Annotated in this window: 27 protein-coding genes; 14 read left to right on the top strand and 13 right to left on the bottom strand. The window is 67.5% G+C overall.

Going from position 1 to position 22689, the window contains the following annotated elements; genetic code table 11:
• Positions 1 to 7 precede the first annotated feature (7 nt).
• Together FV220_RS04385 and FV220_RS04380 are read right to left on the bottom strand one after the other, a co-directional pair.
• The gene (locus FV220_RS04385; RefSeq protein WP_056140208.1) at positions 8 to 1015 is read right to left on the bottom strand and encodes a hypothetical protein; all 1008 of its coding nucleotides are present in this window, start codon (positions 1013 to 1015) and stop codon (positions 8 to 10) included.
• A 14-nt stretch (positions 1016 to 1029) separates the two neighbouring features.
• Entirely contained in the window at positions 1030 to 1701 is a 672-nt protein-coding gene (locus FV220_RS04380; protein WP_056140205.1) for a YoaK family protein, read from the bottom strand.
• A gap of 209 nt (positions 1702 to 1910) precedes the next feature.
• On the opposite strand from FV220_RS04380, the gene FV220_RS04375 reads away from it, so the two are divergent.
• The 3 genes from FV220_RS04375 to FV220_RS04365 all read left to right on the top strand — a co-directional run bounded on the left by FV220_RS04375 (position 1911) and on the right by FV220_RS04365 (position 3994).
• Positions 1911 to 2339: a response regulator gene (locus FV220_RS04375; protein ID WP_147829872.1), complete on the top strand. Its 429-nt coding sequence runs from the start codon at positions 1911 to 1913 to the stop codon at positions 2337 to 2339.
• 39 nt (positions 2340 to 2378) lie between these two features.
• Positions 2379 to 2762: a hypothetical protein gene (locus FV220_RS04370; protein WP_056140200.1), complete on the top strand. Its 384-nt coding sequence runs from the start codon at positions 2379 to 2381 to the stop codon at positions 2760 to 2762.
• A 152-nt stretch (positions 2763 to 2914) separates the two neighbouring features.
• Entirely contained in the window at positions 2915 to 3994 is a 1080-nt protein-coding gene (locus tag FV220_RS04365; protein ID WP_056140198.1) for an ROK family protein, read from the top strand.
• A gap of 126 nt (positions 3995 to 4120) precedes the next feature.
• Here the strand turns inward: FV220_RS04365 and FV220_RS04360 are convergent, their stop codons facing one another.
• The 4 genes from FV220_RS04360 to FV220_RS04345 all read right to left on the bottom strand — a co-directional run bounded on the left by FV220_RS04360 (position 4121) and on the right by FV220_RS04345 (position 6800).
• On the bottom strand, positions 4121 to 4777 hold the full coding sequence (locus FV220_RS04360; protein ID WP_056140811.1) for a DUF2939 domain-containing protein: 657 nt from the start codon (positions 4775 to 4777) through the stop codon (positions 4121 to 4123).
• Positions 4777 to 5349, bottom strand: a complete 573-nt coding sequence (locus tag FV220_RS04355) for an RNA pyrophosphohydrolase (RefSeq protein WP_056140195.1) — start codon at positions 5347 to 5349, stop codon at positions 4777 to 4779. The genes FV220_RS04360 and FV220_RS04355 overlap by 1 nt, the downstream gene beginning before the upstream one ends.
• Positions 5350 to 5469: 120 nt before the next feature.
• On the bottom strand, positions 5470 to 6228 hold the full coding sequence (locus FV220_RS04350; RefSeq protein WP_018045214.1) for a phosphatase PAP2 family protein: 759 nt from the start codon (positions 6226 to 6228) through the stop codon (positions 5470 to 5472).
• 35 nt (positions 6229 to 6263) lie between these two features.
• Entirely contained in the window at positions 6264 to 6800 is a 537-nt protein-coding gene (locus FV220_RS04345) for a 2'-5' RNA ligase family protein (RefSeq protein WP_147829868.1), read from the bottom strand.
• Positions 6801 to 6905: 105 nt separating this feature from the next.
• Here FV220_RS04345 and FV220_RS04340 point away from each other — a divergent pair, with 105 nt between their 5' ends.
• From FV220_RS04340 to FV220_RS04310, 7 genes are all read left to right on the top strand, one after another.
• Positions 6906 to 7883, top strand: coding sequence for a glutathione S-transferase family protein (locus FV220_RS04340; RefSeq protein WP_147829904.1), 978 nt, complete (start codon positions 6906 to 6908; stop codon positions 7881 to 7883).
• 59 nt (positions 7884 to 7942) lie between these two features.
• Positions 7943 to 8419 carry a hypothetical protein gene (locus FV220_RS04335; RefSeq protein ID WP_018045217.1) on the top strand — a complete coding sequence of 159 codons (477 nt, stop codon included), beginning with the start codon at positions 7943 to 7945 and terminating at the stop codon, positions 8417 to 8419.
• A gap of 170 nt (positions 8420 to 8589) precedes the next feature.
• Positions 8590 to 9519, top strand: coding sequence for a co-chaperone YbbN (locus FV220_RS04330; protein ID WP_056254297.1), 930 nt, complete (start codon positions 8590 to 8592; stop codon positions 9517 to 9519).
• A gap of 28 nt (positions 9520 to 9547) precedes the next feature.
• Positions 9548 to 10216 (top strand): LON peptidase substrate-binding domain-containing protein, encoded by a 669-nt coding sequence (locus FV220_RS04325; RefSeq protein WP_056140186.1) that lies wholly within the window; start codon positions 9548 to 9550, stop codon positions 10214 to 10216.
• 24 nt (positions 10217 to 10240) lie between these two features.
• Positions 10241 to 10447, top strand: a complete 207-nt coding sequence (locus tag FV220_RS04320; RefSeq protein WP_056140807.1) for a Trm112 family protein — start codon at positions 10241 to 10243, stop codon at positions 10445 to 10447.
• Positions 10448 to 10455: 8 nt separating this feature from the next.
• A complete protein-coding gene (locus tag FV220_RS04315; protein WP_147829866.1) occupies positions 10456 to 11445 on the top strand; it encodes an asparaginase in 990 nt (329 codons plus the stop codon).
• 313 nt (positions 11446 to 11758) lie between these two features.
• A complete protein-coding gene (locus tag FV220_RS04310) occupies positions 11759 to 12151 on the top strand; it encodes a hypothetical protein (RefSeq protein ID WP_056140181.1) in 393 nt (130 codons plus the stop codon).
• Positions 12152 to 12157: 6 nt separating this feature from the next.
• Here the strand turns inward: FV220_RS04310 and FV220_RS04305 are convergent, their stop codons facing one another.
• From FV220_RS04305 to FV220_RS04295, 3 genes are read right to left on the bottom strand one after another with little or no spacing between them, the layout of a single operon-like run.
• Positions 12158 to 12517, bottom strand: coding sequence for an STAS/SEC14 domain-containing protein (locus tag FV220_RS04305; protein WP_026176180.1), 360 nt, complete (start codon positions 12515 to 12517; stop codon positions 12158 to 12160).
• A gap of 51 nt (positions 12518 to 12568) precedes the next feature.
• The gene (locus FV220_RS04300; protein ID WP_147829864.1) at positions 12569 to 14746 is read right to left on the bottom strand and encodes a primosomal protein N'; all 2178 of its coding nucleotides are present in this window, start codon (positions 14744 to 14746) and stop codon (positions 12569 to 12571) included.
• A 26-nt stretch (positions 14747 to 14772) separates the two neighbouring features.
• Complete coding sequence (locus FV220_RS04295; protein WP_147829862.1) at positions 14773 to 15966, bottom strand: MFS transporter; 1194 nt, start codon at positions 15964 to 15966, stop codon at positions 14773 to 14775.
• 111 nt (positions 15967 to 16077) lie between these two features.
• On the opposite strand from FV220_RS04295, the gene FV220_RS04290 reads away from it, so the two are divergent.
• Both FV220_RS04290 and FV220_RS04285 read left to right on the top strand, forming a co-directional pair.
• A complete protein-coding gene (locus tag FV220_RS04290; protein WP_238254048.1) occupies positions 16078 to 16845 on the top strand; it encodes an alpha/beta fold hydrolase in 768 nt (255 codons plus the stop codon).
• A gap of 52 nt (positions 16846 to 16897) precedes the next feature.
• Positions 16898 to 17758, top strand: coding sequence for a cell envelope integrity EipB family protein (locus FV220_RS04285; protein ID WP_147829858.1), 861 nt, complete (start codon positions 16898 to 16900; stop codon positions 17756 to 17758).
• A 90-nt stretch (positions 17759 to 17848) separates the two neighbouring features.
• Here FV220_RS04285 and FV220_RS04280 read toward each other — a convergent pair whose 3' ends face one another.
• Positions 17849 to 18154: a DUF3572 domain-containing protein gene (locus tag FV220_RS04280; protein ID WP_018045228.1), complete on the bottom strand. Its 306-nt coding sequence runs from the start codon at positions 18152 to 18154 to the stop codon at positions 17849 to 17851.
• A 76-nt stretch (positions 18155 to 18230) separates the two neighbouring features.
• On the opposite strand from FV220_RS04280, the gene FV220_RS04275 reads away from it, so the two are divergent.
• Positions 18231 to 18608, top strand: coding sequence for a response regulator (locus FV220_RS04275; RefSeq protein ID WP_018045229.1), 378 nt, complete (start codon positions 18231 to 18233; stop codon positions 18606 to 18608).
• A gap of 57 nt (positions 18609 to 18665) precedes the next feature.
• Positions 18666 to 20039, top strand: a complete 1374-nt coding sequence (locus tag FV220_RS04270; RefSeq protein ID WP_018045230.1) for a PleD family two-component system response regulator — start codon at positions 18666 to 18668, stop codon at positions 20037 to 20039.
• Here FV220_RS04270 and FV220_RS04265 read toward each other — a convergent pair.
• Genes FV220_RS04265 through rpiA form a run of 3 tightly spaced genes read right to left on the bottom strand, consistent with a single transcriptional unit; the run spans position 19988 to position 22645 of the window.
• Positions 19988 to 21271 carry an O-antigen ligase family protein gene (locus tag FV220_RS04265; RefSeq protein ID WP_056140164.1) on the bottom strand — a complete coding sequence of 428 codons (1284 nt, stop codon included), beginning with the start codon at positions 21269 to 21271 and terminating at the stop codon, positions 19988 to 19990. The genes FV220_RS04270 and FV220_RS04265 overlap by 52 nt on opposite strands.
• A gap of 22 nt (positions 21272 to 21293) precedes the next feature.
• Complete coding sequence (locus tag FV220_RS04260; RefSeq protein WP_056140161.1) at positions 21294 to 21878, bottom strand: DUF2059 domain-containing protein; 585 nt, start codon at positions 21876 to 21878, stop codon at positions 21294 to 21296.
• Positions 21879 to 21934: 56 nt separating this feature from the next.
• A complete protein-coding gene (rpiA, locus tag FV220_RS04255) occupies positions 21935 to 22645 on the bottom strand; it encodes a ribose-5-phosphate isomerase RpiA (protein WP_147829856.1) in 711 nt (236 codons plus the stop codon).
• Positions 22646 to 22689 lie beyond the last annotated feature (44 nt).

Raw genomic sequence — 22689 nt, 5'->3', positions numbered from 1 at the left:
CGCCGCCTCAACCCGGCAGCGTCAGGATGCCGGCCATGCCACCGGCACAGCCGAAGGCGAGCCGGCCGCCGCGCCCGTCCCAGGCCAGGGCGGAGACCGCTCCGCCCTTGGTGGCAGGCCGGACCAGCAGTTCCGAGGCATCGGCGAAGCGCACGAGCAGGATGCAGCCGTCCTCGTAGCCGATGGCGAGGACCAGGGCCTTGGGGTGGAACGCCACCCGCGTGACGCGGGCCGGGCGGATGCCGCATTCGCGCGGGGCCTTGCCGGTGGGGCCTTCCTTCGAATCGAACGGCCAGATGATGGCGGCTTCCGCGCCGCTGGTGGCGAGCCAGTTGCCGTCCCCCGACCAGCTCACCGAGCGGACCTTGCCGGGATAGCCCGACATCCGCATGTGGCCCCGGTCGGGCTGGAGACGCCAGCCGTGGAGCGAGTTCTCCTGCATCGTCGTCACGACGAAGCGGCCGTCCGGCGACCACGTGACGTCGAGATGCGAGCCCTTCCATTCCACGAAATCGGGGGCGGTCTCGAGATTCGGGTACCAGAGGGTGGCGCCGTTGTAATGCGCCACGGCGAGGCGGTAGCCCTTGGGCGCAAAAGCGAGCCCCCGCGCCGTGGTGGGCGCGGCGAAGACCTTCTCCCGGCCCTTGGCATCGCGGGCGACGACGTTGCGGCCGGCCGCATAGGCGATGGCGCCATCGGAATGGAGCGCCAGGGCGTCGATCCAGGCCCCGCCCTTGGCGGCGGCCACCTCGGTCATGTCGCCATCGGCCGCGACGGCCACGATGCGTCCGTCGTCGCCGCCCGTCACGATCCGCCGTCCGTCACCCGAGGCCACCAGGATGCCGGCATCCGGGTGAGCCGCCACGCGCCGCGTCTCGTGGGGGCCCACCAGCATCACGGCGCCGTCGCCCAGCGCCAGGGCCAGGACGTCCTTCAGCCAGACGGCCCCGGAGACATGGGCGCCAGCCTCCAGCGGAACGACGTGATCGACGAGTGAGGGAGCGCTGGCGCTCATCGGCTAAGAACCTCTCAGGACGCGGATGCGGAATCCGGCGCCGATTTCAGCACCGTCATGACCGTCGCGACCAGGGTGAGACAACCGGCGATGCCGGCGGGAATGGCGAGGGCATACAACGCCAGGCGGCCATAGGCGACCGCCCCGAGCAGGGAACCGCATAGCAGCGAGAGCCAGACGAGGCCGTCGCCGACCCAGCCGAAACGGGGTCCGCGCCCCGCGAGCGCCGAAGCGAGCTTCTGCCCGGTGCTGAACAGCGCTCCCGTGACGAAGGTGGTGCCGGCCCGGAACCCCTGGACATGGGCGAGAGCGGCGTTCTGCGCGCCCATGGCGAGGGCGAGAAGCAGCGAGGCGTGGCCTGGGCTCGGGTCCTCCACCGCGGTGAGATAGGCGCCGGATACCAGGACCGTCTCGAAGCCGAGAAGCACCGGAGTGCTCCACCGGGCCGGGGTCAGGGCCGAGAGCCCGCCCCCACACAGGCTTCCCAGGAAGAAGGCGAAGATGAGAAGGGCCGGCAGGATCGCCAGGAGGGGCGTGTCATGCCCTATCGCCACGGCGAACTGGGTCGTGTTGCCGCTCATGAACGAGGTGTAGAGGCCGCCCAGCCGGATGAACCCGAGGGCGTCCACGTAGCCGGCCAGCGCCGTGAGGACGAGGCCGAAGCCGAGATGCCAGGTCCGGCTCATGACAGGCTCCGGCTCATGGCAGCGCGCGCGCTCCCGCCGCCCCGTTCCGTCCCGGGACGACCGAGGCCGGTTCGGTAGGGTTAAGGCATTGCTTACCAAGTCCGCGCAATTCGAGTGAACGGGACCGAACATCGCGGCCGCCACTCCCGTTGGTGTGACGATCCGGCGTCGGGCTTCTCGTCCCGCCCCGGGTGAGTTGGAGTTGCGTCATGATCCCTGTCGCTTACGCTGCCTTCGCGTTGCCGAACTTCGGCTCCGTCCGCGGATCCGAAACCGTTCTGGTGGTGGAGGATGAAGCCATAGTGTGCGAACTGGCCGTCGAAGCCCTCATGGACGAAGGCTACCGCGTCCTCAGCGCCGCCGACGCCGAGGAGGCCGAAGACATCCTGGCGCGGGAACGCGTCGACCTGCTCTTCACCGATATCGATTTGGCCCGCAACACCAATGGCCTCTCCCTTGCCCGGCGGGCGCGGCGCCTGCGTCCGAACCTCCCGGTCATCTACACGTCGGGAGGACGCGGAAGTCTCTCGCAGGCGGATGCGGTGGCGGAATCAATCTTCGTGCCGAAGCCCTATCGCCCGAGCCAGCTCATCGCCCTCGCCAACGGCCTCCTGCGCCGTTTCCCCCACTACGCCTGAGCGCAACCGCGCCCCATTCCTTCCGGAGCCCCATCCCCCATGCGCACCCTGCTCGCCACCGCTCTCGTCCTCTGCGCCACGACGCTCAGCGCCTACACGACAGGAAACGCCAAGGCCGCGTGCGACGTGAAGGGGGCGAAGCTCGAGGAAGCCATCGCCGGCAAATCCGAGCTTCGCGAAACCGCCAACAAGCAGGCGGTGCGCGACCTGCGCACCCTGCGTGACGCAGCGATCATCCTGGAGACGTACAAGTACGAGGGCGAATGCGATCGCCTCGTCGCGATCATCAAGGCGCTGGCCACCAACCCCGAGAAGGCGATCGAGCAGAGCGGCGATACCGACGAAGAGAAGGCGGAGGATCTCATGGAAGCCCGCCAGCCGAAGGCTCCCCCCGCCGAGGGCGTCCCCGCCAAGGCGAAGTGACCACGCTCGCAAAAGCTGGATCGCGTCTCGGACGGAACACTCGCGGGGCGAGAACGCTTGCATCGCTGGCCATGCCGAACTCCACGCGGCGGGCCAGTGCGGCCGGATCTCGACGGTCGGCATTTCCCTCACTCTGAAAGGATCGATCGAGCATGGGCACGGATACGGCAACGCGCGGATCGAGCCTCTCCCACGCGTCGAACGACCTGCCCTCGGTCACCCTCGACGATTACAACATCGAGTTGAAGAACGGCGAGGGCTTCATCGGTGATCGCGTATCGAAGAAGGCCTTCCGCGATCTCGTGGAGGATTGGCGCGAAAAGCTGCGCAAGCTCGGTCCCGACCCGCTCGGCACGAAGCCGAGCCACGATTTCAGCAAGCGGCGCCTCGACGATCTGTTGATCGACGGTACCCCGCTCGCCGCCGGCGTGGTCTTCGGCGCAATCGAGGAATTCGCGCAGGAGCTCGCCACCGTCGTACGGCGCTTCCTGCGTCAGAAAGGGTGGCGCGATACCCAGAGCATCGTCGTCGGGGGCGGTTTCAGCGACAGCCTCGCCGGACGGCTCGCCATCGACCGGGCCAGCGTGATCCTCCGTGCCGGCGGTCTCAACCTGAACCTCGAACCGATCCGTCACCACCCGGACGAGGCCGGGCTGATCGGGGCCGTCCACCTCGCGCCGTCCTGGATCTTTTCCGGCTACGACAGCCTGCTCGCCGTCGATATCGGGGGCAGCAACATCCGGGCGGGAGTCGTTACGACCAACCTGAAGAAAGCCGCCGACCTGTCGCGCGCAGAAATCTGGCGTTCGGAGCTCTGGCGCCACCGCGACGAGGATCCGGCCCCGAGCCGCGACGAGGCGGTCGACCGCCTGATCGCGATGCTGAACGACCTGATCTCGCGGGCGGAGCGCTCGCGCCTGAAACTCGCGCCCTTCATTGGGGTCGGGTGCCCCGGCGTCATCGCCTCCGACGGGACCATCGAACGCGGTGGCCAGAACCTGCCCGGCGATTGGGAGAGCAGTCGTTTCAACCTTGCCGAACGACTGGTGGAAGCCATTCCCACCATCGGGGATCACGATACCATGGTGCTGATGCACAACGACGCCGTAGTGCAGGGCCTCTCGGCCATGTCGGACATGACGGGCGTCGCGCGATGGGGCGTCCTCACCATTGGCACCGGCCTCGGCAATGCCCGCTTCACCAACCGACGGCTCCCCGACACGGTGCATTGAGGGTCGTACAGCGCGACCTTCAGCGCGCGGTCCCCACGGTTTGGAGGGGCTCCCGCGCATCGCGAGCCCGATGTCATCCCCCGCTCAAGTCTTCGGAGTGTCGCAGGTCGTCGGGTGTAAAGTTGCTCAGGGCGGGGTGGGCGGCGGTACTGCATCCTGGTCCGGATGATTGCGGACGCGGGCCACCTTGCTGGCGATGCGGTTACGCAGGTCGCTCGGTAGTTCGATCTCAACCAGCCGCCACGACCACCCCCGCAGGCGCAGGCGCAGGCGGAACCGCTGCGACCGCGACGCTTCGGGAGGCACGGCGATGACGAGGGTGCGGAATCCCCGCATCTCCGAGGAGAGGTAGTACGGGATCAGCCGAGAAATCGTGTCGATCCTCAATCCGGCGGGAACGTCGCTCCTATGCTCGGCATCGCCGCCGCGGAGGCCGATATCGAGGGATTGCGGAATACCGTCATCGAGGAGATCGATGACCGACTGTGCCGTCACAAGGGATTCGGTCAGAGGTTCGGCCAGGGCCGCCGCGGCTTCGATCAGCCTCTGTCGATCCCGCGAGAGCTCGACCTCGGCACCGGCCTCGCCCCTCGGCTGAGAGGCGGCGGCCGAAATCTGACGGATCATGGATTGGCGCAGGATGCGGAAGTTGACGTGCCGTTCGACATACCCGACGTCCCGTGCCTGCACCGCCGAGGCCAGATCATAGAGCATCCAGAACGGCGTCAGCGTGTAGACGAACCACGACAGAATCAGGGAAATGGGGATCCACCACAATCGCATCATCGCGATGGGGCAGCCCTCTGCGCCTGCTCGCTCCACCCGGCAAGGACTGCGAACTGGGCGACCACGGCCTCGTAGACGGGCCGCTTGAACGGCACGATGAGGTCGGCCAACCCGTCCATCTCTTCCCAACGCCAGGCATCGAACTCGGATTTGTGCAAGCCGCCGCCGGGTGAAAGCACGTCGATCTCGGTCTCGTCCCCGACGAGACCGAAAGCGAACCACTTCTGCGTCTGTCCGCGATACCGGCCCTTCCAGGCCTGTTTCAGTACGGCGGGCGGCAGATCGTAGGCGAGCCAGCCGGGTGTCTCCCCGAGGAGTACGACCGAACCGGCCGAGACGTTGGTTTCCTCGTGCAGTTCCCGCAAGGCCGCCGCGAGAGGATCTTCGCCCTCATCGATCCCACCCTGCGGCATCTGCCAGGCGCGGTCTCCTTGCACATGCTCCGGCCCCGCCTCCTGACGGCGACGGCCGATGAAGACGCTCCCCCGGGGAGCGATCAGCATGATGCCGACGCAGGGCCGATACGGCAGGTCGGGTTCGGGCACGGTGAGCTTCATCGGCGGGACCATAGGTCAGGGCAGCGATGGGCCGCAATGCGGCAAGGGGCAGTTCACGATGGGATCGCGTGAAGAGCGTTCCCCTCGCGCCGCCCGCCGGACTCACTCTGCCAACAAAACCTTCGGGCAAGGTCAGCCCGGCGGAGGATCGGGGGACTCGACCTCGCCTCTTCGCTGAAGGATCAGCGCCATGAACCAGCACAGGGAGGCCCAGGCCGCGCCGATACACCAGCCGGCGAGCACGTCGCTCGGCCAGTGCACACCGAGATAGATCCGGCTCACCCCAACGATGAGCGTCATCCCGACACCGAGAAGGAGGATCAGGACCTTCACGGCACGGTTCTGGTCCACGCGGGCCAGCAATGTCGCCAGGGTGAGGTAGGCGATGGCCGACATCATCGCGTGGCCGCTGGGGAAGCTCGCGGTGAACACGTCCATGCCGTGGGGGACGAGATCCGGCCGCGGCCGATGGTAGAACATCTTCAACACCGTCGAGACGAGCAATCCCCCGCCGATGGCGCCCAGCACGAAGGCGGCGATGCGGTGCCGCCGGGTGAGCGCCAGATAGGCGACCGCGCTCAGGGTCACGAAGGTGATGGTGAAGACGCTGCCGAGTCCCGTGATGTCGCGCATCGTCTCCTCGAGCCAGCGAGGCCCGATCGGGTCCGACAGGTCGGCGGGGTTGCGCAGGGCAAGCAGGATCTTGCGGTCGAGCGCTTCGGTGGAGCCCTCCCCGACCTCGTCGGCGAGGAAGAAGAAGGCGTAGCCGAGGAAGCTCACGCCCAGCAGCGCCACGAGGGGGCCGACCTCGTTGAGGCGCAGGCGGAGCCACAGGGCCGTGGCGTGGCTGAACAGCGGATGCTGGAGATAGGTCGGGAGCGGCGCCTTCATGCTGCTGTCTTCGTCATCGGTTCGTCGTCCCTCGATCATCGATGCCGCCCGAAGGCGAAGCGTCCCCGCTGTTGCCACGGCCCGCCAAGGTAGCGCCAGAGGATCAGCCCCGGCGAGGTGAAGCTGAACGGTTCGAAATCACGCTCCAGCGTATGATGCAGGGTGCGGGCGACGTCCGGCGCGACCTTGTTCTGGACGGTGACGTGGGGCCGCCATCCCTGCTGGTCCTGTGCGGTCAGAACATCCGCGTAACGCCGGGCGATCTCGTCCCGAAGCCGGGACAGGGCGTCGGAGGCGAGGGCGAAGGCGACGCCGCGGCCCATGAAGCGAAGTTCGGTGACTGCGACCTCCGCCGGTTCGCGCTCCGCCGTGAGTTCGGAAAGGGTCGCGGCGATCCCCTCCTCCTCCAGGCCCGGCAGGTGGTGGAACAGGGTGGCATGGGCCGGGATGACGTTGAGCTTCTGCGGGAAATGCCGCCGTCTCAACCCGTCGAAATGCCAGAAAGTCTCCGGGTCCATCTCCAGGGTAAGGATCAGCGGATCGGCCGTGGGCGCGTCGGGCAAGGTACTCATCGCCGGCAAACCGTGCGGATGCAGACCTGTTCCCGCTATTTTGCTCTTTCCGACAAGCCACACATGGCTCATCTCGCTATCGGCGGGTCTGGTGGGAGACGACGGATGGGATTGCTGGTCGACGGCACCTGGCAGGATACCTGGTACGACACGAAGGACACCGGCGGCCGGTTCAAGCGAACGGATGCCAAGTTCCGCAACTGGGTCACCGCCGACGGCGAGCCCGGCCCGTCCGGCGAGGGCGGATTTTGCGGGGAGGCCGGCCGCTATCACCTCTACGTCTCGCTTTCCTGCCCCTGGGCGCACCGCGCCCTCATCGTGCGCGCGCTGAAGGGGCTGGAGGAGGCGATCACGGTCTCGGTGGTCGATCCGCATATGGGATCGGAAGGCTGGGTCTTTAGCGATTCACCGGGCGCCACACCCGACACGGTGAACGGCGCGAACCGACTCTACGAGGTCTATCTGAAGGCAGTGCCGGACTTCACCGGTCGCGTCACCGTCCCCGTCCTCTGGGACCAGCAGCGCCGCACTATCGTCTCGAACGAATCGTCCGAGATCATCCGCATGTTGAACGACGCGTTCGGCGGCACCGGACCCGACCTCTATCCGGAAGCCCTGCGCGGCGAGATCGATGCGGTGAACGCCCGCGTCTACGATGCCGTCAACAACGGGGTGTACAAGGCCGGCTTCGCGACGACCCAGGACGCCTACGAGGAAGCCTTCGACGCCCTGTTCGCCGAACTCGATTCCCTCGACGAGCGGTTGGGCAAGGCCCGCTACCTGTGCGGCGCGACGCTGACCGAGGCCGACATCCGCCTGTTCACCACTCTGGTGCGGTTCGATCCGGTCTATGTCGGGCACTTCAAGTGCAACCTGCGCCGGATCGCCGACTATCCGAACCTCTCGCACTACCTGCGCGACCTCTACACCCTGCCCGGCATCGCCGGCACGGTGAACCTCATCCACATCAAGCAGCACTATTACGGGAGTCATCCGAGCCTGAATCCGACGGGGATCGTGCCGAAAGGTCCAGAGCTCGATCTCGACGCTCCCAACGACAGAGCGTTACGCTTCGGAACATGAGGCCGCGACCTTCGCGACATTGCCCTCGACAGATCCGACGACGGACATACATCAGCGCCATGAAGACACCATCCGCCCTCATCCTTCCCGCCCTCGCCGTCCTTGTCGCCTTGGCAAGTCCTGCGGGCGCCCAGACTGCGATCAAGCTCGAGGGCACATGCGAGAAGCTGATCGTGGCGGGATTGGACGTGACCCAGAACTGCAAGGACACGATGATGAACACCGTGTCCCGCAACCGGACGAGTTTCGACTTCTCCGCCTGGGACGGCCGCTCCCTGAGCTTCAGCGGCAGTGGGGCACAACAGGAGCGGACGGAGGAAACGGACGCTCTGCAGCCGATCAATCTCGTCGTTCCCGGCGAGAAGACCGACGAGGGCGTGGTTCGCGGACCGCTAGCGGCTGTCGGGTCGTGCAGCTTCAGCAACCCGCAGGAAGGCAAGACCGCGATCACCTGCGAGGCGACCTCGGCCAAGGGACGCTATGAGGCCCGTTTCGTCACGGACGCGAAAACGCCCCCCGGCGCGCCGAAACCCTGAGGCGGTGGTGCTGCGAGACGGCCGAAGCGCTTAGAGGCCGGGATGGTGTGAATAGCCCGAGTACCGCTCTGGTCCAGTTGATCCGGGGCGCCCATCTAGGGCTTGGACGAATCTGATCGGCCACCGGCGGCATCCGTTCCGTCGATCCGAGTGCGAGAGTTGAGGATGGCATGCTGAACGACGTTTCCACCGCCGGGGCGAGCCCCGCCGGCGGTCCCGCAAACCTCATCAAGGACGTCACCACCGCGACGTTTCGCGACGAGGTCATCACTGCCTCCCTGCAGCAGCCGGTTCTGGTGGATTTCTGGGCGACATGGTGCGGCCCCTGCAAGCAGCTGACTCCTTTGCTGGAGAAGGCCGTGACCGCCGCCAAGGGCGCCGTCATCCTCGCCAAGGTGAATATCGACGAGAATCCGGCGATCTGGTCTCAGATCAGCCAGCAGCTCGGTCTGCAATCGATCCCGGCCGTCATCGCCATCGACAAGGGACGTCCCGTGGACGGGTTCGTCGGGGCGCTGCCGGAAAGCGAGATCAAGGAATTCATTGCCAGGCTCGCAGGTCCCGCCGGCCCGACGCCGGTGGAGGCGATGATGGCCGAAGCCGAAGCGGCCCTCGGCGAAGGCGACATGGCAGGGGCGTCCGAACTCTATGCCGCCGTCCTCGGGCAGGAGCCGGAGAACCTCGTGGCCCTGGCTGCCCTCGCGAAGATCCAACTCGATTCCGGCGAGGTCGCCAACGCGCGCCAGATTCTCGACATGGCGCCGCCAGAGAAGGCCGGTGACCCGGCTCTGGCGAGCATCCGCGCGGCGGTGGAGCTCGCCGAACAGGCGGCCTCCCTCGGTGATCTCGGCGTGTTCCAGAAGCGCATCGCCGCCGATCCCGCCGATTTCCAGGCCCGGTTCGATTTCGCTCTCGGCCTCAACGGTCTCGGGAAGCGCGACGAGGCGGTGGACGAGCTGATCGAGATCGAGCGGCAGGACAAGACCTGGAACGACGGGGCGGCCCGCAAGCAGCTCCTGACGTTCTTCGAGGCCTGGGGCCTCATGGACAAGGCTTCGATCCGGGGCCGGCGGCGACTGTCGACGCTGGTCTTCGCATGACGCATCAACGCCGGGGCGGAGAGACGCGATGAGCACCCATGCGGGCTACAAGGGACCGGGCGACTGCCCCGGCGTCATCCCGGTCTTCCCCCTGCCCGGCGCGCTGCTCCTGCCCCGTGGACAGATGCCGCTGAACATCTTCGAGCCGCGCTACCTCGCCATGGTGGACGATGCCCTGAGGACCGATCGCGTCATCGGCATGATCCAGCCCGACGTGGAAAGCGGATCGTCGCCAATGACGCCCAAGCTCTTTCGCGTCGGTTGCCTCGGCCGGATCACCCAATTCGCCGAGACCGGCGACGGGCGCTACCTCATCTCGCTTACTGGCATTGCACGGTTCCGCGTCGAAGGCGAACTCGCGACCACCACCCGTTACCGTCGCTGCCAGGTCTCCTACGACGATTTCCTCAGCGACTTCGAACCGCGAGCGGGCGAAGACGCAGTAGACCGCGAAGGCGTCCTCAAGGCACTGAAGGACTTCGTCGAGGTGAACGACCTCAAGGTCGACTGGGCGGGCATAGACGAGGCGCCCAACGAGGCCCTCGTCAACGCGCTCTGCATGATGAGCCCGTTCGGCTCGCGCGAAAAACAGGCGATGCTGGAGGCGACCGACCTCAAGACCCGCGCTGAGGTCTTGATTGCGGTGACCGAGATGGAGTTGGTGCGCGGATCGGGGTCCGAGCCGACCCTGCAGTGAAGCCGCGACCCGAGGACAATGACGATGACCGACGAAATCCCGACCGGCGTGGAAGCCACGCGCGTCGACCCAAAGCTCCTCGAACTCCTGGTCTGCCCACTGACCAAGCAGACGCTGGAATACGATTCCGTCCGCCAAGAACTGGTGAGCCGTTCGGCCAAGCTCGCCTACCCGATCCGTGACGGTATCCCGATCATGCTGCCCGAAGAGGCGCGGCCCCTGAACGATTGAGGCGAACGGTGACGGATCTCGTTCTCCCCACCGTCGCCATCGTCGCCACAGGCGGCACCATCGCGATGAAGACCGACCCGGTGACCCATGCACCGGTGCCGGCTTTGTCCGGAGCCGACCTCGTCGCCGCCGCGCCGGGCCTGGAAAAGCTCGCGCGGATCACCGTGACGGAGTTCTCCAACATTCCGAGCGCGGAGATAGGTCCGGACCTGTGGCCCTCGCTGACACGGACCGTCGAGGGATTGCTCGCCGATCCCGAGATCGCCGGAGTCGTGGTGCTGCACGGGACCGACACCCTCGACACCACCGCCTATTTCCTCGATCTGACGCTGCGCAGCGACAAGCCGGTCGTGGTCATCGGTGCGCAGCGCAACGCCTCTGACCGCGACAGTGACGGCGCCCGCAACCTCCTCAATGCGGTACGCCAGATCCTCACGCCCGCCGCCGCATCCCTTGGCGTGACGGTGACGCTCAACCACGCGATCAATGCGGCGCGTGACGTGAGGAAGACCCACACCCACAACGTGGAAACCTTCCATTCGGGCGACGCTGGCTATCTCGGCTCCATCGACGAGGATCGCGTGGTGATCCGCCGGGCGCCCTTGCGGCGGCAGACCCTGCCGCTACCCGATCGGCTCGCCAGGATCGCCATCGTGGCGATGTATGCCGGTGCCGATGGCAGTCAGGTCCACCATGCCGTGGAGAGCGGCGCGGAAGGGATCGTGGTGGCCGCCCTCGGCATGGGCAACGTCAATGCCGCGCTCCTCGCCGCGATCAGGAGCGCCATCGCCCAGGGTGTCGCCATCGTCATCGCCACAAAACTGGAGAACGGCCGCGCCCTGCCCGTCTACGGCTTCCCCGGCGGCGGGAGCACCCTGAAGGCGGAGGGCGCCGTTTTCGCCGACGACCTGTCGCCGGACAAGGCCCGCGTGCTGGCCCTCCTCACGCTGCCGATCACGCAGGACCGCGACGCGTTGCAGGCCTATTTCGATCGTTGAAACGAGCGTTGATCGGAGGTGCCATCGCTCGACACCGAAGCATTGCCAATATCGAAGCGATACCGGCTCGGCTATAGCTTGCACGCCAATTCATACCGCGCCTGATTTGTACGCCCCCATTCGCCATTTCGCCTTAGCATTCGCCACCATCTGCCTACCATAACGGCGAAGCTTACCTTGGCCGATGCCATAAATTTGCCCTGAGCATCAAAGATCTATACAATCCATCAACTCACAAAACGCATGGTTCCTATCAAGAGCGCCGAAAGGCTGCCCATGGGAATCTGCGAATTGTCTCAACTCAGGGGGAAACATGTCGAAACTCGTGGCTGTGCTGGCGCTCGGAGCCGGACTCTCATCCGCTCATCTTCAACCGGCCGTCAGCCGCGAGGGCGGCAATTTCAATGGCGCATGGTCCGTCGAGCTCGTGACCGAAAGCGGTATCTGCGACAGCCGTTACAGCTACTCGGTCTCCGTCCAGGACGGGCAGGTCCGACTCATCTCCTCGGCGGACCGGGCTACGATGACAGGTCGCGTGGGCACCGATGGAACGGTGGGGCTCAATGTCTCGAATGGCAGCGCAAGCGGCGCGGCCTCCGGCCGGCTCGAGGCCCGTTCGGGCAGCGGCACCTGGAAGGTTTCGCCCCTCTGCTCGGGGCGCTGGACGGCGCGGCGTCAGACCACGCGCACCGCCCAAGCCGAATAGATTTCTTTAAGCGGCGGCGAGCCAGCTCCGCGCCTCGTCGATATGGGCGCGGTCGAAGGTCTTGATCTTGGCAGGTGAGACCTTGCCGAACGTGTCGGCGACCATGCGCAGCCAGGATGCGTCCGTGACCAGGGCGACGTGACTGACGCCCTTCATCATGGCGAGGCCGAAGCGGACATCCTTGAAGAAGGCCGCCGGCTCCATGCCCTTGAACTCGCGCACGTCTTCCAGCAGCTTGAGCTTACCGCCCTTGTCGAGATCGGCCTGCATGGCGGTGATGACGGTGTTCATGTCCTCATCGGTGATCTGGCCGTCGACGACGATTTCGGCCACGTTCGAGTCCGGTGTCTTGGTGTAGGTCAGCACGTGCAGCACTCCTGGTCGGGTCGAACGCACCATGCGAACGTCGGACCAGACTTATAGGAAACTCTGGGGGTCCACGTCGATGGCGACCTTCACGTTGCCGCGAACCTTTGGCCCGCGCCCGAGCCAGTCGCGCAGATAGGCCTGGAGATCGACGGCCCGCTCAGTCTTCACCAGCAGCCGGAACCGGTAGCGTCCTCGGATCAGAGCGAGAGGGGCCTCGGCCGGCCCAAGCACCATGATGCCCTCCGGCGGTTCGGCGGCCCGCGCCAGGGCCTGTCCATGCGCTTCCGCCACCTCGCGCTCGTTTGCCGACACGATGAGGGCGGCGAGCCGCCCGAACGGCGGCAGGCCGGCGGCCTCGCGCGAGGCGATCTCCTCCTCGTAAAATCGGGTAGCGTCGCCCGAAAGCAGAGCCGCGATCACCGGATGATCCGGCTGGTAGGTCTGGACCAGGGCGCGGCCCGGCTTGTCGCCACGCCCGGCACGGCCCGTCACCTGCTGGAGCAGCTGGAAGGTCCGCTCGGCCGCACGCGGATCGCCGGAGGTCAGGCCGATATCGGCGTCGAGCACGCCGACCAGGGTCAGATGCGGGAAGTTGTGGCCCTTGGCGACGAGCTGGGTGCCGATGACGATGTCGCATTCCCCATCCGCCACGCTCTGCAACTCTGCGCGCAGGCGCTCGGCCCCGCCGGGAAAGTCGGAGGAGAGGACGATCACGCGCTTGTCGGGAAACAGCTCGGCCACCTCCTCGGCGATGCGCTCCACCCCCGGACCGCAGGGGGTCAGGTTGTCGAACGTGCCGCATTCGGTGCAGGCGTCGGGCCGGCGCTCGGCATAGCCGCATTGGTGGCAGACCAGCGCCCGGCGGAAGCGATGCTCCACCAGCCAAGTCGAGCAGTTGCGGCACTGGTAGCGGTGGCCGCAGGCCCGGCACAGGGTGAGCGGTGCATAGCCACGGCGGTTGAGGAACAGCAGCGCCTGATCGCCGGCCTCGATGGTGGCGCGCACGGCGTTGACCAGGGGCGGGGCGAGGAAGCGGCCCTTCTCCGGCTTGTCGAGGCGCATGTCGATGGCATGGATGTCCGGCAGCCGCCGCCCGCCGAACCGCTCGGGCAGGACGATATGGGCGTAGCGCCCCTTCTCGGCATTGACCTTGGTCTCGATGGAGGGGGTCGCCGAGGCGAGGACCACCGGGCAGTTCTCGAGACGGCCGCGCACCACCGCCATGTCGCGGGCGTGGTAATGGACCCCGTCCTCCTGCTTGTAGGCAGCCTCGTGCTCCTCATCGACCACGACGAGGCCGAGATCGCTGAACGGCAGGAACAGGGCCGAGCGGGCACCGACCACGACCGCGACCTCGCCCGCCGCCACACCGGCGCGCAGGCGCTCGCGGCGTTTCGAGCCGATGCCGGAATGCCAGGTCGCCGGGCGGACACCGAAGCGCTCGGCGAACCGGTCGAGGAACTGCGCCGTGAGCGCGATCTCCGGCATCAGGATGAGTGCCTGATGCCCGTGCCGGACGGCTTCGGCCACGGCTTCGAAATAGACCTCGGTCTTCCCGGAGCCGGTGACGCCTTCGAGGAGGATTGTGGGCGCCTTCGCATCCTCCGACGCGGGAAAGGCGAGGCCGATGAGTTTACGGGCTGCCTGGTCTTGCGCCTCCGACAGGGGGACGCGCTCGTGGTCCGGGTCAGGCGGGAGCGCCACCGGCTCCGGCGCCAGGGCCACGGCCTCCAGGGCACCGTCATCGATGAGGCCATCGACCACGCTGAGCGAGACGCCCGCCTCCTTGGCGAGCGCGCTCTTGCCGCGCATCGTCCCATCGGCGGTGACCGCCAGGACCTTCATCCGCGCCGGCGTCGGCCGGGCGGGCGTCTTGCCCGAAGCGCGCACGCCGATCCGCGAGGTCTCGCCGCGCGCCGCCTCGTCGGGCAGGCGCAGGGCCATGGCCAGTGCCGAGCCCTTCGGGGCCAGGGTGTAGCGAGCGAGCCAGTCGACGAGTTCGCGCAACGGATCGGAAAGAGGGGGCGCCTCGACCCGGCCCGTCACCTGCCGCAGGTTCGAGCCGCCGGGGCTCTCCGCCACCTGCCAGACCACCCCCACCGTCTCACGCGGCCCGAGCGGAACCTGCACGACATCGCCCGGCGACAGGACCAGCCCGGCGGGCACGGCGTAGCTGTAGGCGTTGTCGAGCGCGAGCGGGATCAGGATATCGGCGACGCTGGGCATGGGCTCTTCTGCACGGGAACCATGTTCTATGTACGTACTCTCTCGCCGGATCGCGAACGCTCGCCGCGCCCCAGACCGATCGCCACCGGAAGGGCCGCGAGACTGACCCCGCTCATGCCCCAGAAGCCCGACGCTCCGTAAGCGGCGAAGAGCGGACCGGACGCAAGCGTGAACAAAGCTGATGACAGGCCGAGGCCGAGGGGACCGTAGAGCGTCAGCGCGGTGGCGGTGAGATCCGGCGGCACGCAGCGTTCGATCTCCTTCAGGCAGGCGAGATGCAGGAGCGCGAAGGTGAGCCCGTGCAAGCACTGGATCGCAACGAGCGCCGGAAGTGCCACGGTCTCGGCACTGATCCCCCATCGCAATGCCCCGGCGACGGCTGCCAGCCCGATCGCCCGGCCCGGATCCAGCCGCCTCAGGATCCACGGCCCGGCAAGGAGGAAGACGAGGATCTCCGCCGCCACCGCCTCCGACCAGAGCAGGCCAGCGATCCCGGCCGGGATGGAATTCCGGCTCCACAGGATCATCGCGAAGGCATCGTGCATGGCATGCGCGCCCATGACCAGGGAGGCCGCCAGCACGACGCGACGGAAGCGCCGGTTCGCCAGCACCTCCGAGACGCCCCGCCGCGGCCTTGGTCTGGCCGCCACCTCCGGCGGTCTGCCCGTCCCAAGTCCATTCGCAGCGAGACCGGCGGCGACAAAGAGACCGCCCCCGATCAGGATCGCGGCCTCAATCCCGAGCCCAGGCACCAGCCAGCCGACCACGCTCGTCGCGAGGATGAAGGCGGCCGAGCCAACGCCCCTCACCCAGCCGTAGACGAAGCGCCGACCGTTTTGCGAGGCGGCCAGGGCGAGGGCGTCGCTGAACGGCGCCAGGGGGGCGGTGAGGACGGCATAGGCAAGGCCGACGGCGAGCAGGTTCGCGAATCCCGTCACCGCGAGGTGCCCGAAAGCGGCAAGTCCCGCGAGCGCGGCCGCACCGGCCAGGACCGGGCGGACGATGCCCCACCGGTCGGCGATCCACCCGGCGAGCGGTCCCGCCACCATCCGCACCAGGATCGCGAGGGCGATGAGCCAGGCGATCTCGTGCGCCGGCAGCCCACGCCGCTCGAGGAATAGCGGCAGGAATGGCGAGAGCGCTCCGTATCCAGCATAGAGCGCAACGAAGAGGGCGAGATGGCGGGCCAGCGGCCGACGGTCGTCGGTACGGTCGCTCACGCGAGTGTGGCCGGCATCGTGCGTTTCCTCGCTTGCGTCATGGCGACCGCCGGCACTACCTCGACCGCCGCCCCGGAGAGTGTCGGGCGCAGTGCTGCGGGGAGCAACCCGATGACGGCTTCGCCAGTCGACCTCAAAGGCAGGAGCGCGGACGCGAGGAAGACGGACGGTGCCGAGGGCATCGTACTGCTTCACGGCATCGCGCGGCGCTCGGCCTCCCTCGGGAGGATGGAGCGCGCCTTTCGCGCCGAGGGATACCGCACTCTCAATCTCGATTACCCCGGGCGAAAGGCCACGATCCAGACGATCGTCGAGGGTGCGGCACCCCAGGTGACGGCGTTCGCGTCCGGCCTCCGCCGCCTTCATTTCGTCACCCATTCCATGGGCGGGCTCGTGGCGCGGGGGATCATCACCCGGTATCGCCCGGCCAATCTCGGCCGCGTGGTGATGCTGGGACCGCCGAACGGCGGCAGCGAAGTGGCTGACTTTCTGCATCGGATGAGGCCATACCGGCTGTTCTTCGGACCGGCGGGCGCACAACTCACCACCCACCGCTCGGAGGCCCTCACCACGCTCCTCGGCGAAGTCGATTTTCCCCTTGGGGTCATCGCGGCGGACCGCTCGGTCTGGCTGATCGAATCCTTCCTGATCCTGCCCCGCCCCAATGACGGGCGCGTGAGCGTGGCGCGGACGCGGGTCTCCGGCATGAGCGATCACCTCACCCTCCACACCACCCACGACCTGATGATCCTGAACCGCGCCGCGATCACCGCTTCGCTACGCTTCATCCGGCACGGGCGGTTCCGAGACGCTCCCGGCATCGAGGAGGCGACGCAAACCGCCGCCGTTGCCGCTTCGGCATCGCCCCCCTATCTGTGACGGCGCATCGGCACGCCTCTCGCTTCGACCGGCGCGTCCATCGGGAGACCTCATGCGGTTGCCAAGCTCCACCCTCGCCATCGCCTTCGGCGCCATCGCCGCCTCTACGGCCATCGCCGAGGCGGCGCCGATGCGATTGGCCGGCCACCGCGCGGTCTACGATCTGTCTCTGGCCGAAAGCCGGGGGGCACGGGCGGTCGAGAGCGCACGGGGACGCATCGTCCTCGATTTCAGCGGAGATGCCTGCAAGGGCTACACGATGCAGACCCGGCAGGTGACGGAACTCGATAGCGGCGAGACCGGCAAGCGCCTCTCCGATCTGCGCAACACCACCTTCGAGGGCGGCGACGGGCACAGTTTCCGCTTCAAGACCAACACGGTGCTCAACGGCAGCGCATCGACCTCGGTGGATGGCACGGCAGAGAGCGGCGCGGACGCCCTGAAGGTGAAGCTGAAGGAGCCCAAGCGCGACCAGTACACCGAGAACGGCTCCGTGCTGTTCCCGACTCTCCACATGCGCCGCATGATCGAGGCGGCACAGGCCGGCGAGACGACGATGTCGGCCAGGGTGTTCGACGGGTCGGACGACGGCCGCAAGATCTTCGACACGCTCGCGGTGATCGGCAAACCGATCACCGCCGAAGAGCCTGCTAAGGATGGCGGTGCCGACAGGGACAAGCCCTTGCGGGACGGGGAAATGGCGGCGATGCGGCGCTGGCCGGTGACCCTGAGCTACTTCACCCCCGGACAGGGTGAGCGCACCCCGGTCTACACCCTCACCTTCCTCCTCTACGAGAACGGCGTCAGCGGCGGGCTCAGCCTCAATTACGGCGACTTCACCATCGCCGGCGACCTCAGCCGTCTCGACCTCCACAAGGCCGACGCAAAAACTGAGGCCGAGTGCAAGCCGTGAGACCCGGCGCCTTTCAAAGCCCGTGAAGGGCGGTCGCCGGGGGCGGCTCGCAGGGCCCGGAGGACACCCTTACGTTGCCGAGCTTCGTCCTCACCCGAACTCGGCATCCGGATCGGCCGGCCCGAGACGGCGCCACGCCGCGGCGATTTGTTCGGGCTTCACGTCGAGGGCCGTGGCGCAGGCGATCAGAACCGCCTCGTCGCCCATGAGATGGTCGAGGACCGCAGAGAGGAAGGCCGGATCGGTGGCGCTTTCCCGTAACGTGTCGGGTGTCAGACCGGAGGAGGCCATGAAGGGCAGCAGCCTGTCGCCGTCCTCCGCGAGCCATCCGAGCACCGAGATGGCGAGGTGCTCGGCGGATTCTTCGGGACGGTCGGATTTGCGTTTCGTCAACATGTATCCCTTAGGTTCTCATCGAGCGGGACGTCGGTCCTTCCAGAATGCGCCGCCAGCCTGCCGGGAACAATGAGCCATGCCGAAGACCGTGCTCATCGTCGAGGACAACGAACTCAACATGAAGCTCTTCAACGATTTGTTGGAGGGGCACGGCTATGCGACGCTCAAGACGGCCAACGGGATCGAGGCGATCGAACTCGCCCGCGCCCACAGGCCCGACTTGATCCTGATGGACATCCAGCTTCCCGAGGTCTCCGGCCTCGAAGTCACCAAATGGCTGAAGGAAGACGACGACCTCAAGCATATCCCCGTCATCGCCATCACGGCCTTCGCCATGAAGGGCGACGAGGAGCGCATCCGTGAAGGCGGCTGCGAGGCCTATCTCTCGAAACCGATCTCCGTGGCGAAGTTTCTCGCCACCGTCCGCCTCTACCTCGGCGACGGAGCCCGTTGATGAGGGCCACCGTCCACAGGGTCGCCCCGTCGAACCCGTTAGAATCCGCGAGGAACGATGTCGGCCCGCATCTTGATCGTCGATGATCTCTTTCCGAACGTGAAGCTGCTCGAGACGAAGCTGTCCCTCGAGTATTTCGACGTTCTGGCGGCCATGAACGGGCCGGATGCCATCTCGATCTGCGAGAAGGGCCTGTGCGACCTCGTTCTGCTCGACGTGATGATGCCCGGCATGGACGGTTTCGAGGTGTGCCGGCGCCTCAAGCGCAACCCGACCACCGCCCATCTCCCCGTCGTGATGGTGACGGCCCTCGATCAGCCGTCGGACCGGCTGCGCGGCCTCGACGCGGGGGCCGACGACTTCCTGACGAAACCGATCGACGACACCGCCCTGTTCGCGCGGGTGCGGAACCTCGTCCGGCTGAAGGCGGTCACCGATGAGCTTCGCGACAGGGCGCTGGCCTCGCGGGAGTTCGGCATCGGCGATCCCTTGGCCCTCGCCGCCGCCGGGGACGGCCAGAACGCGTCGATCCTGCTGGTCGAGGACCGGAAGAACTCGGCGGAAAGGCTTTCGGCGGCCTTGAACCAGCACCATCGGGTCACGGTCGTGGCGGACCCGCACGACGCGATGGTCCTCGCCACCGAGGGGGATTTCGAACTGACTCTCGTCAGCCTCGACCTCCAGGGGTTCGACGGCCTGCGCCTCTGCAGCCAGGTCCTGTCCCTCGACCGTACCCGCACCATGCCGGTGATGATGATCGCGGAGGAGAACGACAAAGCACGGGTGATCCGCGGCCTCGAATTCGGCGTGCACGACTATCTCATGCGCCCGGTGGACCGGAACGAACTCGTGGCCCGCGTGCGCACCCAAGTGCGGCGCAGCCGTTTCTCGGACACCCTGCGCGGCGCCGTCCAGGCCTCGATGGAGATGGCCGTCACCGACGGGCTCACAGGGCTCCACAATAGACGCTACCTCGACAGCCATCTCGCGGTGCTGTTCGACGACGCCGCCTTGCGCCACCGTGCCGTATCGATGCTGATGCTCGATATCGATCGGTTCAAGTCCATCAACGACACCTACGGTCACGAGGCGGGCGACGAGGTGCTCCGCGCCTTCGCCGACCGTATCCGCCTTCATACCCGCGTCGTCGACATCGTCGCCCGCTATGGCGGCGAAGAGGTCGTCATCATCCTGCCCGACGCGGAACCGGAGGCCGCCCATGTCATCGCCGAGCGTATCCGCGAGCGCATCGAAGCCGTCCCGTTCCTGATCGACCAGGAGACGCGGGAGATCCACGTCACCGTCTCCATCGGGGTGGCGTGCCGCCATGTCGACGACAAGGGCCCGGCGGATATGCTTAAACGTGCCGATCTCGCCCTCTACCGCGCCAAATCCTCCGGCCGCAACCGGGTGGAAGCCGAAGCGGCCTGAGATCGATCCGAGCGGTCGCAGCGGTAGGGTTCCATCCCGGCCTCGCGTGTCCAGGCGACGGCGGCGCCGAGGGCCGCGATCCACCAGCCCTGCCAGGCGCCGTGCTCCACGAAGGCCACCGCCGTGCAGGAGCCCACGAGGCCGAGCGCCACCACGCCTTCGCCGCGGGGCATGCGGGCGATGAGCGCCAGCATCATCATCAGGATCGCGCTGGCAAGGCCGGCGCCGACGATGCCGAGCTCGGCCCAGATCTGCAGGAAGATGTTGTGCGGGTGGCCCACCGCGAGCATCGGCCGCAGTCCCGGCTCGATCCGTGCGGCGACAGGCGTCTCGATGAACCGCGCGGAGGTCCCGAAACCCGCACCCCTCCAGGGATCGAGGGCCACGGCCGCGCCGAAGCTGCGGGCGATGGCCACCCGTGCCCGCGAACTGCTCTGCACGAGCCGTTCGTGGACCGCATCGGGCATCACTTTCTGGAGGATATCCCCCTCCACCGGTGCAAGGACGAGGGCGAGGCCCAGCATGGCCCCCACAATGGCGAGCCCGACCCGCCGCGGGGTCAGGACGGCGATGAGGGCCGTGACGGCGCCGGCTGCGAGCCCCAGGGCGGCGGCGCCGCTGATCGATCGCAGGATCGCGCCGGTACCGATCACGAGCACGAGGAGTGCCGCGATTCCCTGCCCGCGCCGGTGGAGGAGATAGGCCAGGGGACCCATCACGGGCAGGATCGTCAGGGCGGGACGGTTGAAGACGAACAGCGCCACCCGCGAGCCCATCGCCCGATGGAGAGGAAGGTGGGCGGCCAGGGCCACGACGATGTACAGGCCGGCGAGCGCGATGGACCAGGCGGCGAGCCGGGGCGTGAAGGCCGGCATGTTCCCGGGCGCGAGGCGGGCGAGGAGATAGGCCCCCGCGATTGTCGGCAGGAATTCCTGGATGTTGCGCCAGGACAGATCCTGCGCCGGACTCCAGGCGATGCTGGCCAGCGACCAGACGACGAAGCCGAGGGCGGCAAGACCGATCGGCGTGGCGAGGGGCCTCGCCACGAACCGCGTCGTAGCGCGCGCATCCTCGATCAGCCCCGCGACGAGGAAGAACAACGCGGCGAGGCCGACGACGGTCGGGCTCGACCGGTTGGCGAGCGCCATCGCCACCGGAAGGATGGCGAGCGTGACGGCACCGGCGGTGCGCAGAAGCGCGACCGTCTCCGATCGAGGTGGGAGAGCGAACATCGGAGACGGGCGGACCGGGCGATTACTGGAGTTCGTGGCCGCGCTTACCCATCTCGGCACGCACGCGGACCATCATGTATTCGGACACGCCCTGGGTCCAGTTCTGCATGGCCTGGACGATCTCGTCGAGCACCTGCGGCTGGGTCTCGACGTAGCGCTTGCCCGCTGCCGAATGGAAGAAGGCGACGATCTCGGTGAGCTCGGCCTCGGACAGGCGGCTCGCGTAGATCTTGGCGGCCGTCTCGATCATCATCTGCTTCTGCAGTTCCATCTCCGGCGCCAGAGAGGTGAGAACCTCATCGAGGTCCTTGGTCAAGTCCGGACGGGTGATGGCCGCCTGCTTGATCTGCTGGCCGAAGGCCGGAAGAATCGAATCGAACGATCGGGCGATACCGGAGCTGAGGGTGACCTCACGCGCCAGCGCCAGATGGTTCGGCGTGTAGGTCGGCTGCTGGGCGGCGGGCGTCGACGGCGCGGCGGGCTTGGCGCCGGGCTTGGCCGGCGCGGTAGGCTTCTGCGCCTGGGCGTGCACGATCGTCGGAACCGAGGCGGCGAGCAGTGCGGCGAGAATGGAGCCGGTCAGGACGGAAGAGAGGCGGCGGGACATGGCGAACGCTCCGGAAAGGCGTGTCGATCAGGATATCGAAGGAAGGTGGAGGCGCGTCAGACCGCGCCGAGACAGGTGACGTGCGCCTGCCCGTCACGGGCCTCCGCCAGGACAGCGCCGGTGGCGAGGCCGAGGAACAGACCGTGCTCGACCACGCCGGGCACCGCCCAGAGCGCGGCGGACAGGCGTTCGGGATCGGCGATGGCCTTCAGATGGGCGTCGAGGATGAGATGGCCGCCATCGGTCACGAAGGGCGTGCCGCCGGGGCCGGCACGCAGGACGAGGTCGCCCGTGCAACCGGCGCTCTCGATGGCCTGGGCCACGGCGATGCGGGTGGCGCCGAGCCCGAACGGATTGACCTCCACCGGCAGCGGAAACGCGCCGAGGGTCGTCACCGATTTCGCCGCGTCGGCGATCACCACCATGCGGCGGCTGGCGAAAGCCACGATCTTCTCGCGCAGGAGCGCACCGCCGCCGCCTTTCACCAAGCGCATCCGTGCATCGATCTCGTCGGCACCGTCGATGGTGAGGTCGAGTTCGGGCAGGTCTTCGAGCGTGGCCAGGGGGATGCCGACGCGCTCGGCGGCGATGCGCGTCGCCTCCGAAGTCGGGACGCCCGTGACCTTGAGCCCGTCACGCACCCGCGCGCCGAGCAACTCCACGAACACGTTGGCGGTGCTGCCCGTTCCGATGCCGAGCCGCATTCCGTCCTCGACGAGATCAAGGGCGCGGGCGGCGGCGGCGCGACGCAGATCGGGACCGCTCACGAGGAAGCCCCGTTCGTCGGGAGGGAGGGGGCGAGATGCATGGG

The sequence above is a fragment of the Methylobacterium sp. WL19 genome (genome assembly GCF_008040005.1).
Taxonomy (GTDB): domain Bacteria; phylum Pseudomonadota; class Alphaproteobacteria; order Rhizobiales; family Beijerinckiaceae; genus Methylobacterium; species Methylobacterium bullatum.
Note: the sequence above shows the minus strand (reverse complement) of the source record. Positions and strands in the feature narration are given on the sequence as shown.

What these genes read in the sequence shown, in the direction of transcription:
- FV220_RS04380 (WP_056140205.1), bottom strand. Translation starts at nt 1,701, where the DNA reads ATGAGCCGGACCTGGCATCTCGGCTTCGGCCTCGTCCTCACGGCGCTG.
- FV220_RS04360 (WP_056140811.1), bottom strand. Translation starts at nt 4,777, where the DNA reads ATGCGATTGTGGTGGATCCCCATTTCCCTGATTCTGTCGTGGTTCGTC.
- FV220_RS04320 (WP_056140807.1), top strand. Translation starts at nt 10,241, where the DNA reads ATGACCGACGAAATCCCGACCGGCGTGGAAGCCACGCGCGTCGACCCA.
- FV220_RS04345 (WP_147829868.1), bottom strand. Translation starts at nt 6,800, where the DNA reads ATGAGTACCTTGCCCGACGCGCCCACGGCCGATCCGCTGATCCTTACC.
- FV220_RS04335 (WP_018045217.1), top strand. Translation starts at nt 7,943, where the DNA reads ATGAAGACACCATCCGCCCTCATCCTTCCCGCCCTCGCCGTCCTTGTC.
- FV220_RS04325 (WP_056140186.1), top strand. Translation starts at nt 9,548, where the DNA reads ATGAGCACCCATGCGGGCTACAAGGGACCGGGCGACTGCCCCGGCGTC.
- FV220_RS04280 (WP_018045228.1), bottom strand. Translation starts at nt 18,154, where the DNA reads ATGTTGACGAAACGCAAATCCGACCGTCCCGAAGAATCCGCCGAGCAC.
- FV220_RS04330 (WP_056254297.1), top strand. Translation starts at nt 8,590, where the DNA reads ATGCTGAACGACGTTTCCACCGCCGGGGCGAGCCCCGCCGGCGGTCCC.
- FV220_RS04370 (WP_056140200.1), top strand. Translation starts at nt 2,379, where the DNA reads ATGCGCACCCTGCTCGCCACCGCTCTCGTCCTCTGCGCCACGACGCTC.
- FV220_RS04340 (WP_147829904.1), top strand. Translation starts at nt 6,906, where the DNA reads ATGGGATTGCTGGTCGACGGCACCTGGCAGGATACCTGGTACGACACG.
- FV220_RS04270 (WP_018045230.1), top strand. Translation starts at nt 18,666, where the DNA reads ATGTCGGCCCGCATCTTGATCGTCGATGATCTCTTTCCGAACGTGAAG.
- FV220_RS04350 (WP_018045214.1), bottom strand. Translation starts at nt 6,228, where the DNA reads ATGAAGGCGCCGCTCCCGACCTATCTCCAGCATCCGCTGTTCAGCCAC.
- FV220_RS04355 (WP_056140195.1), bottom strand. Translation starts at nt 5,349, where the DNA reads ATGGTCCCGCCGATGAAGCTCACCGTGCCCGAACCCGACCTGCCGTAT.
- FV220_RS04275 (WP_018045229.1), top strand. Translation starts at nt 18,231, where the DNA reads ATGCCGAAGACCGTGCTCATCGTCGAGGACAACGAACTCAACATGAAG.
- FV220_RS04310 (WP_056140181.1), top strand. Translation starts at nt 11,759, where the DNA reads ATGTCGAAACTCGTGGCTGTGCTGGCGCTCGGAGCCGGACTCTCATCC.
- FV220_RS04285 (WP_147829858.1), top strand. Translation starts at nt 16,898, where the DNA reads ATGCGGTTGCCAAGCTCCACCCTCGCCATCGCCTTCGGCGCCATCGCC.
- FV220_RS04265 (WP_056140164.1), bottom strand. Translation starts at nt 21,271, where the DNA reads ATGTTCGCTCTCCCACCTCGATCGGAGACGGTCGCGCTTCTGCGCACC.
- FV220_RS04385 (WP_056140208.1), bottom strand. Translation starts at nt 1,015, where the DNA reads ATGAGCGCCAGCGCTCCCTCACTCGTCGATCACGTCGTTCCGCTGGAG.
- FV220_RS04300 (WP_147829864.1), bottom strand. Translation starts at nt 14,746, where the DNA reads ATGCCCAGCGTCGCCGATATCCTGATCCCGCTCGCGCTCGACAACGCC.
- FV220_RS04260 (WP_056140161.1), bottom strand. Translation starts at nt 21,878, where the DNA reads ATGTCCCGCCGCCTCTCTTCCGTCCTGACCGGCTCCATTCTCGCCGCA.
- FV220_RS04365 (WP_056140198.1), top strand. Translation starts at nt 2,915, where the DNA reads ATGGGCACGGATACGGCAACGCGCGGATCGAGCCTCTCCCACGCGTCG.
- FV220_RS04290 (WP_238254048.1), top strand. Translation starts at nt 16,078, where the DNA reads ATGACGGCTTCGCCAGTCGACCTCAAAGGCAGGAGCGCGGACGCGAGG.
- FV220_RS04375 (WP_147829872.1), top strand. Translation starts at nt 1,911, where the DNA reads ATGATCCCTGTCGCTTACGCTGCCTTCGCGTTGCCGAACTTCGGCTCC.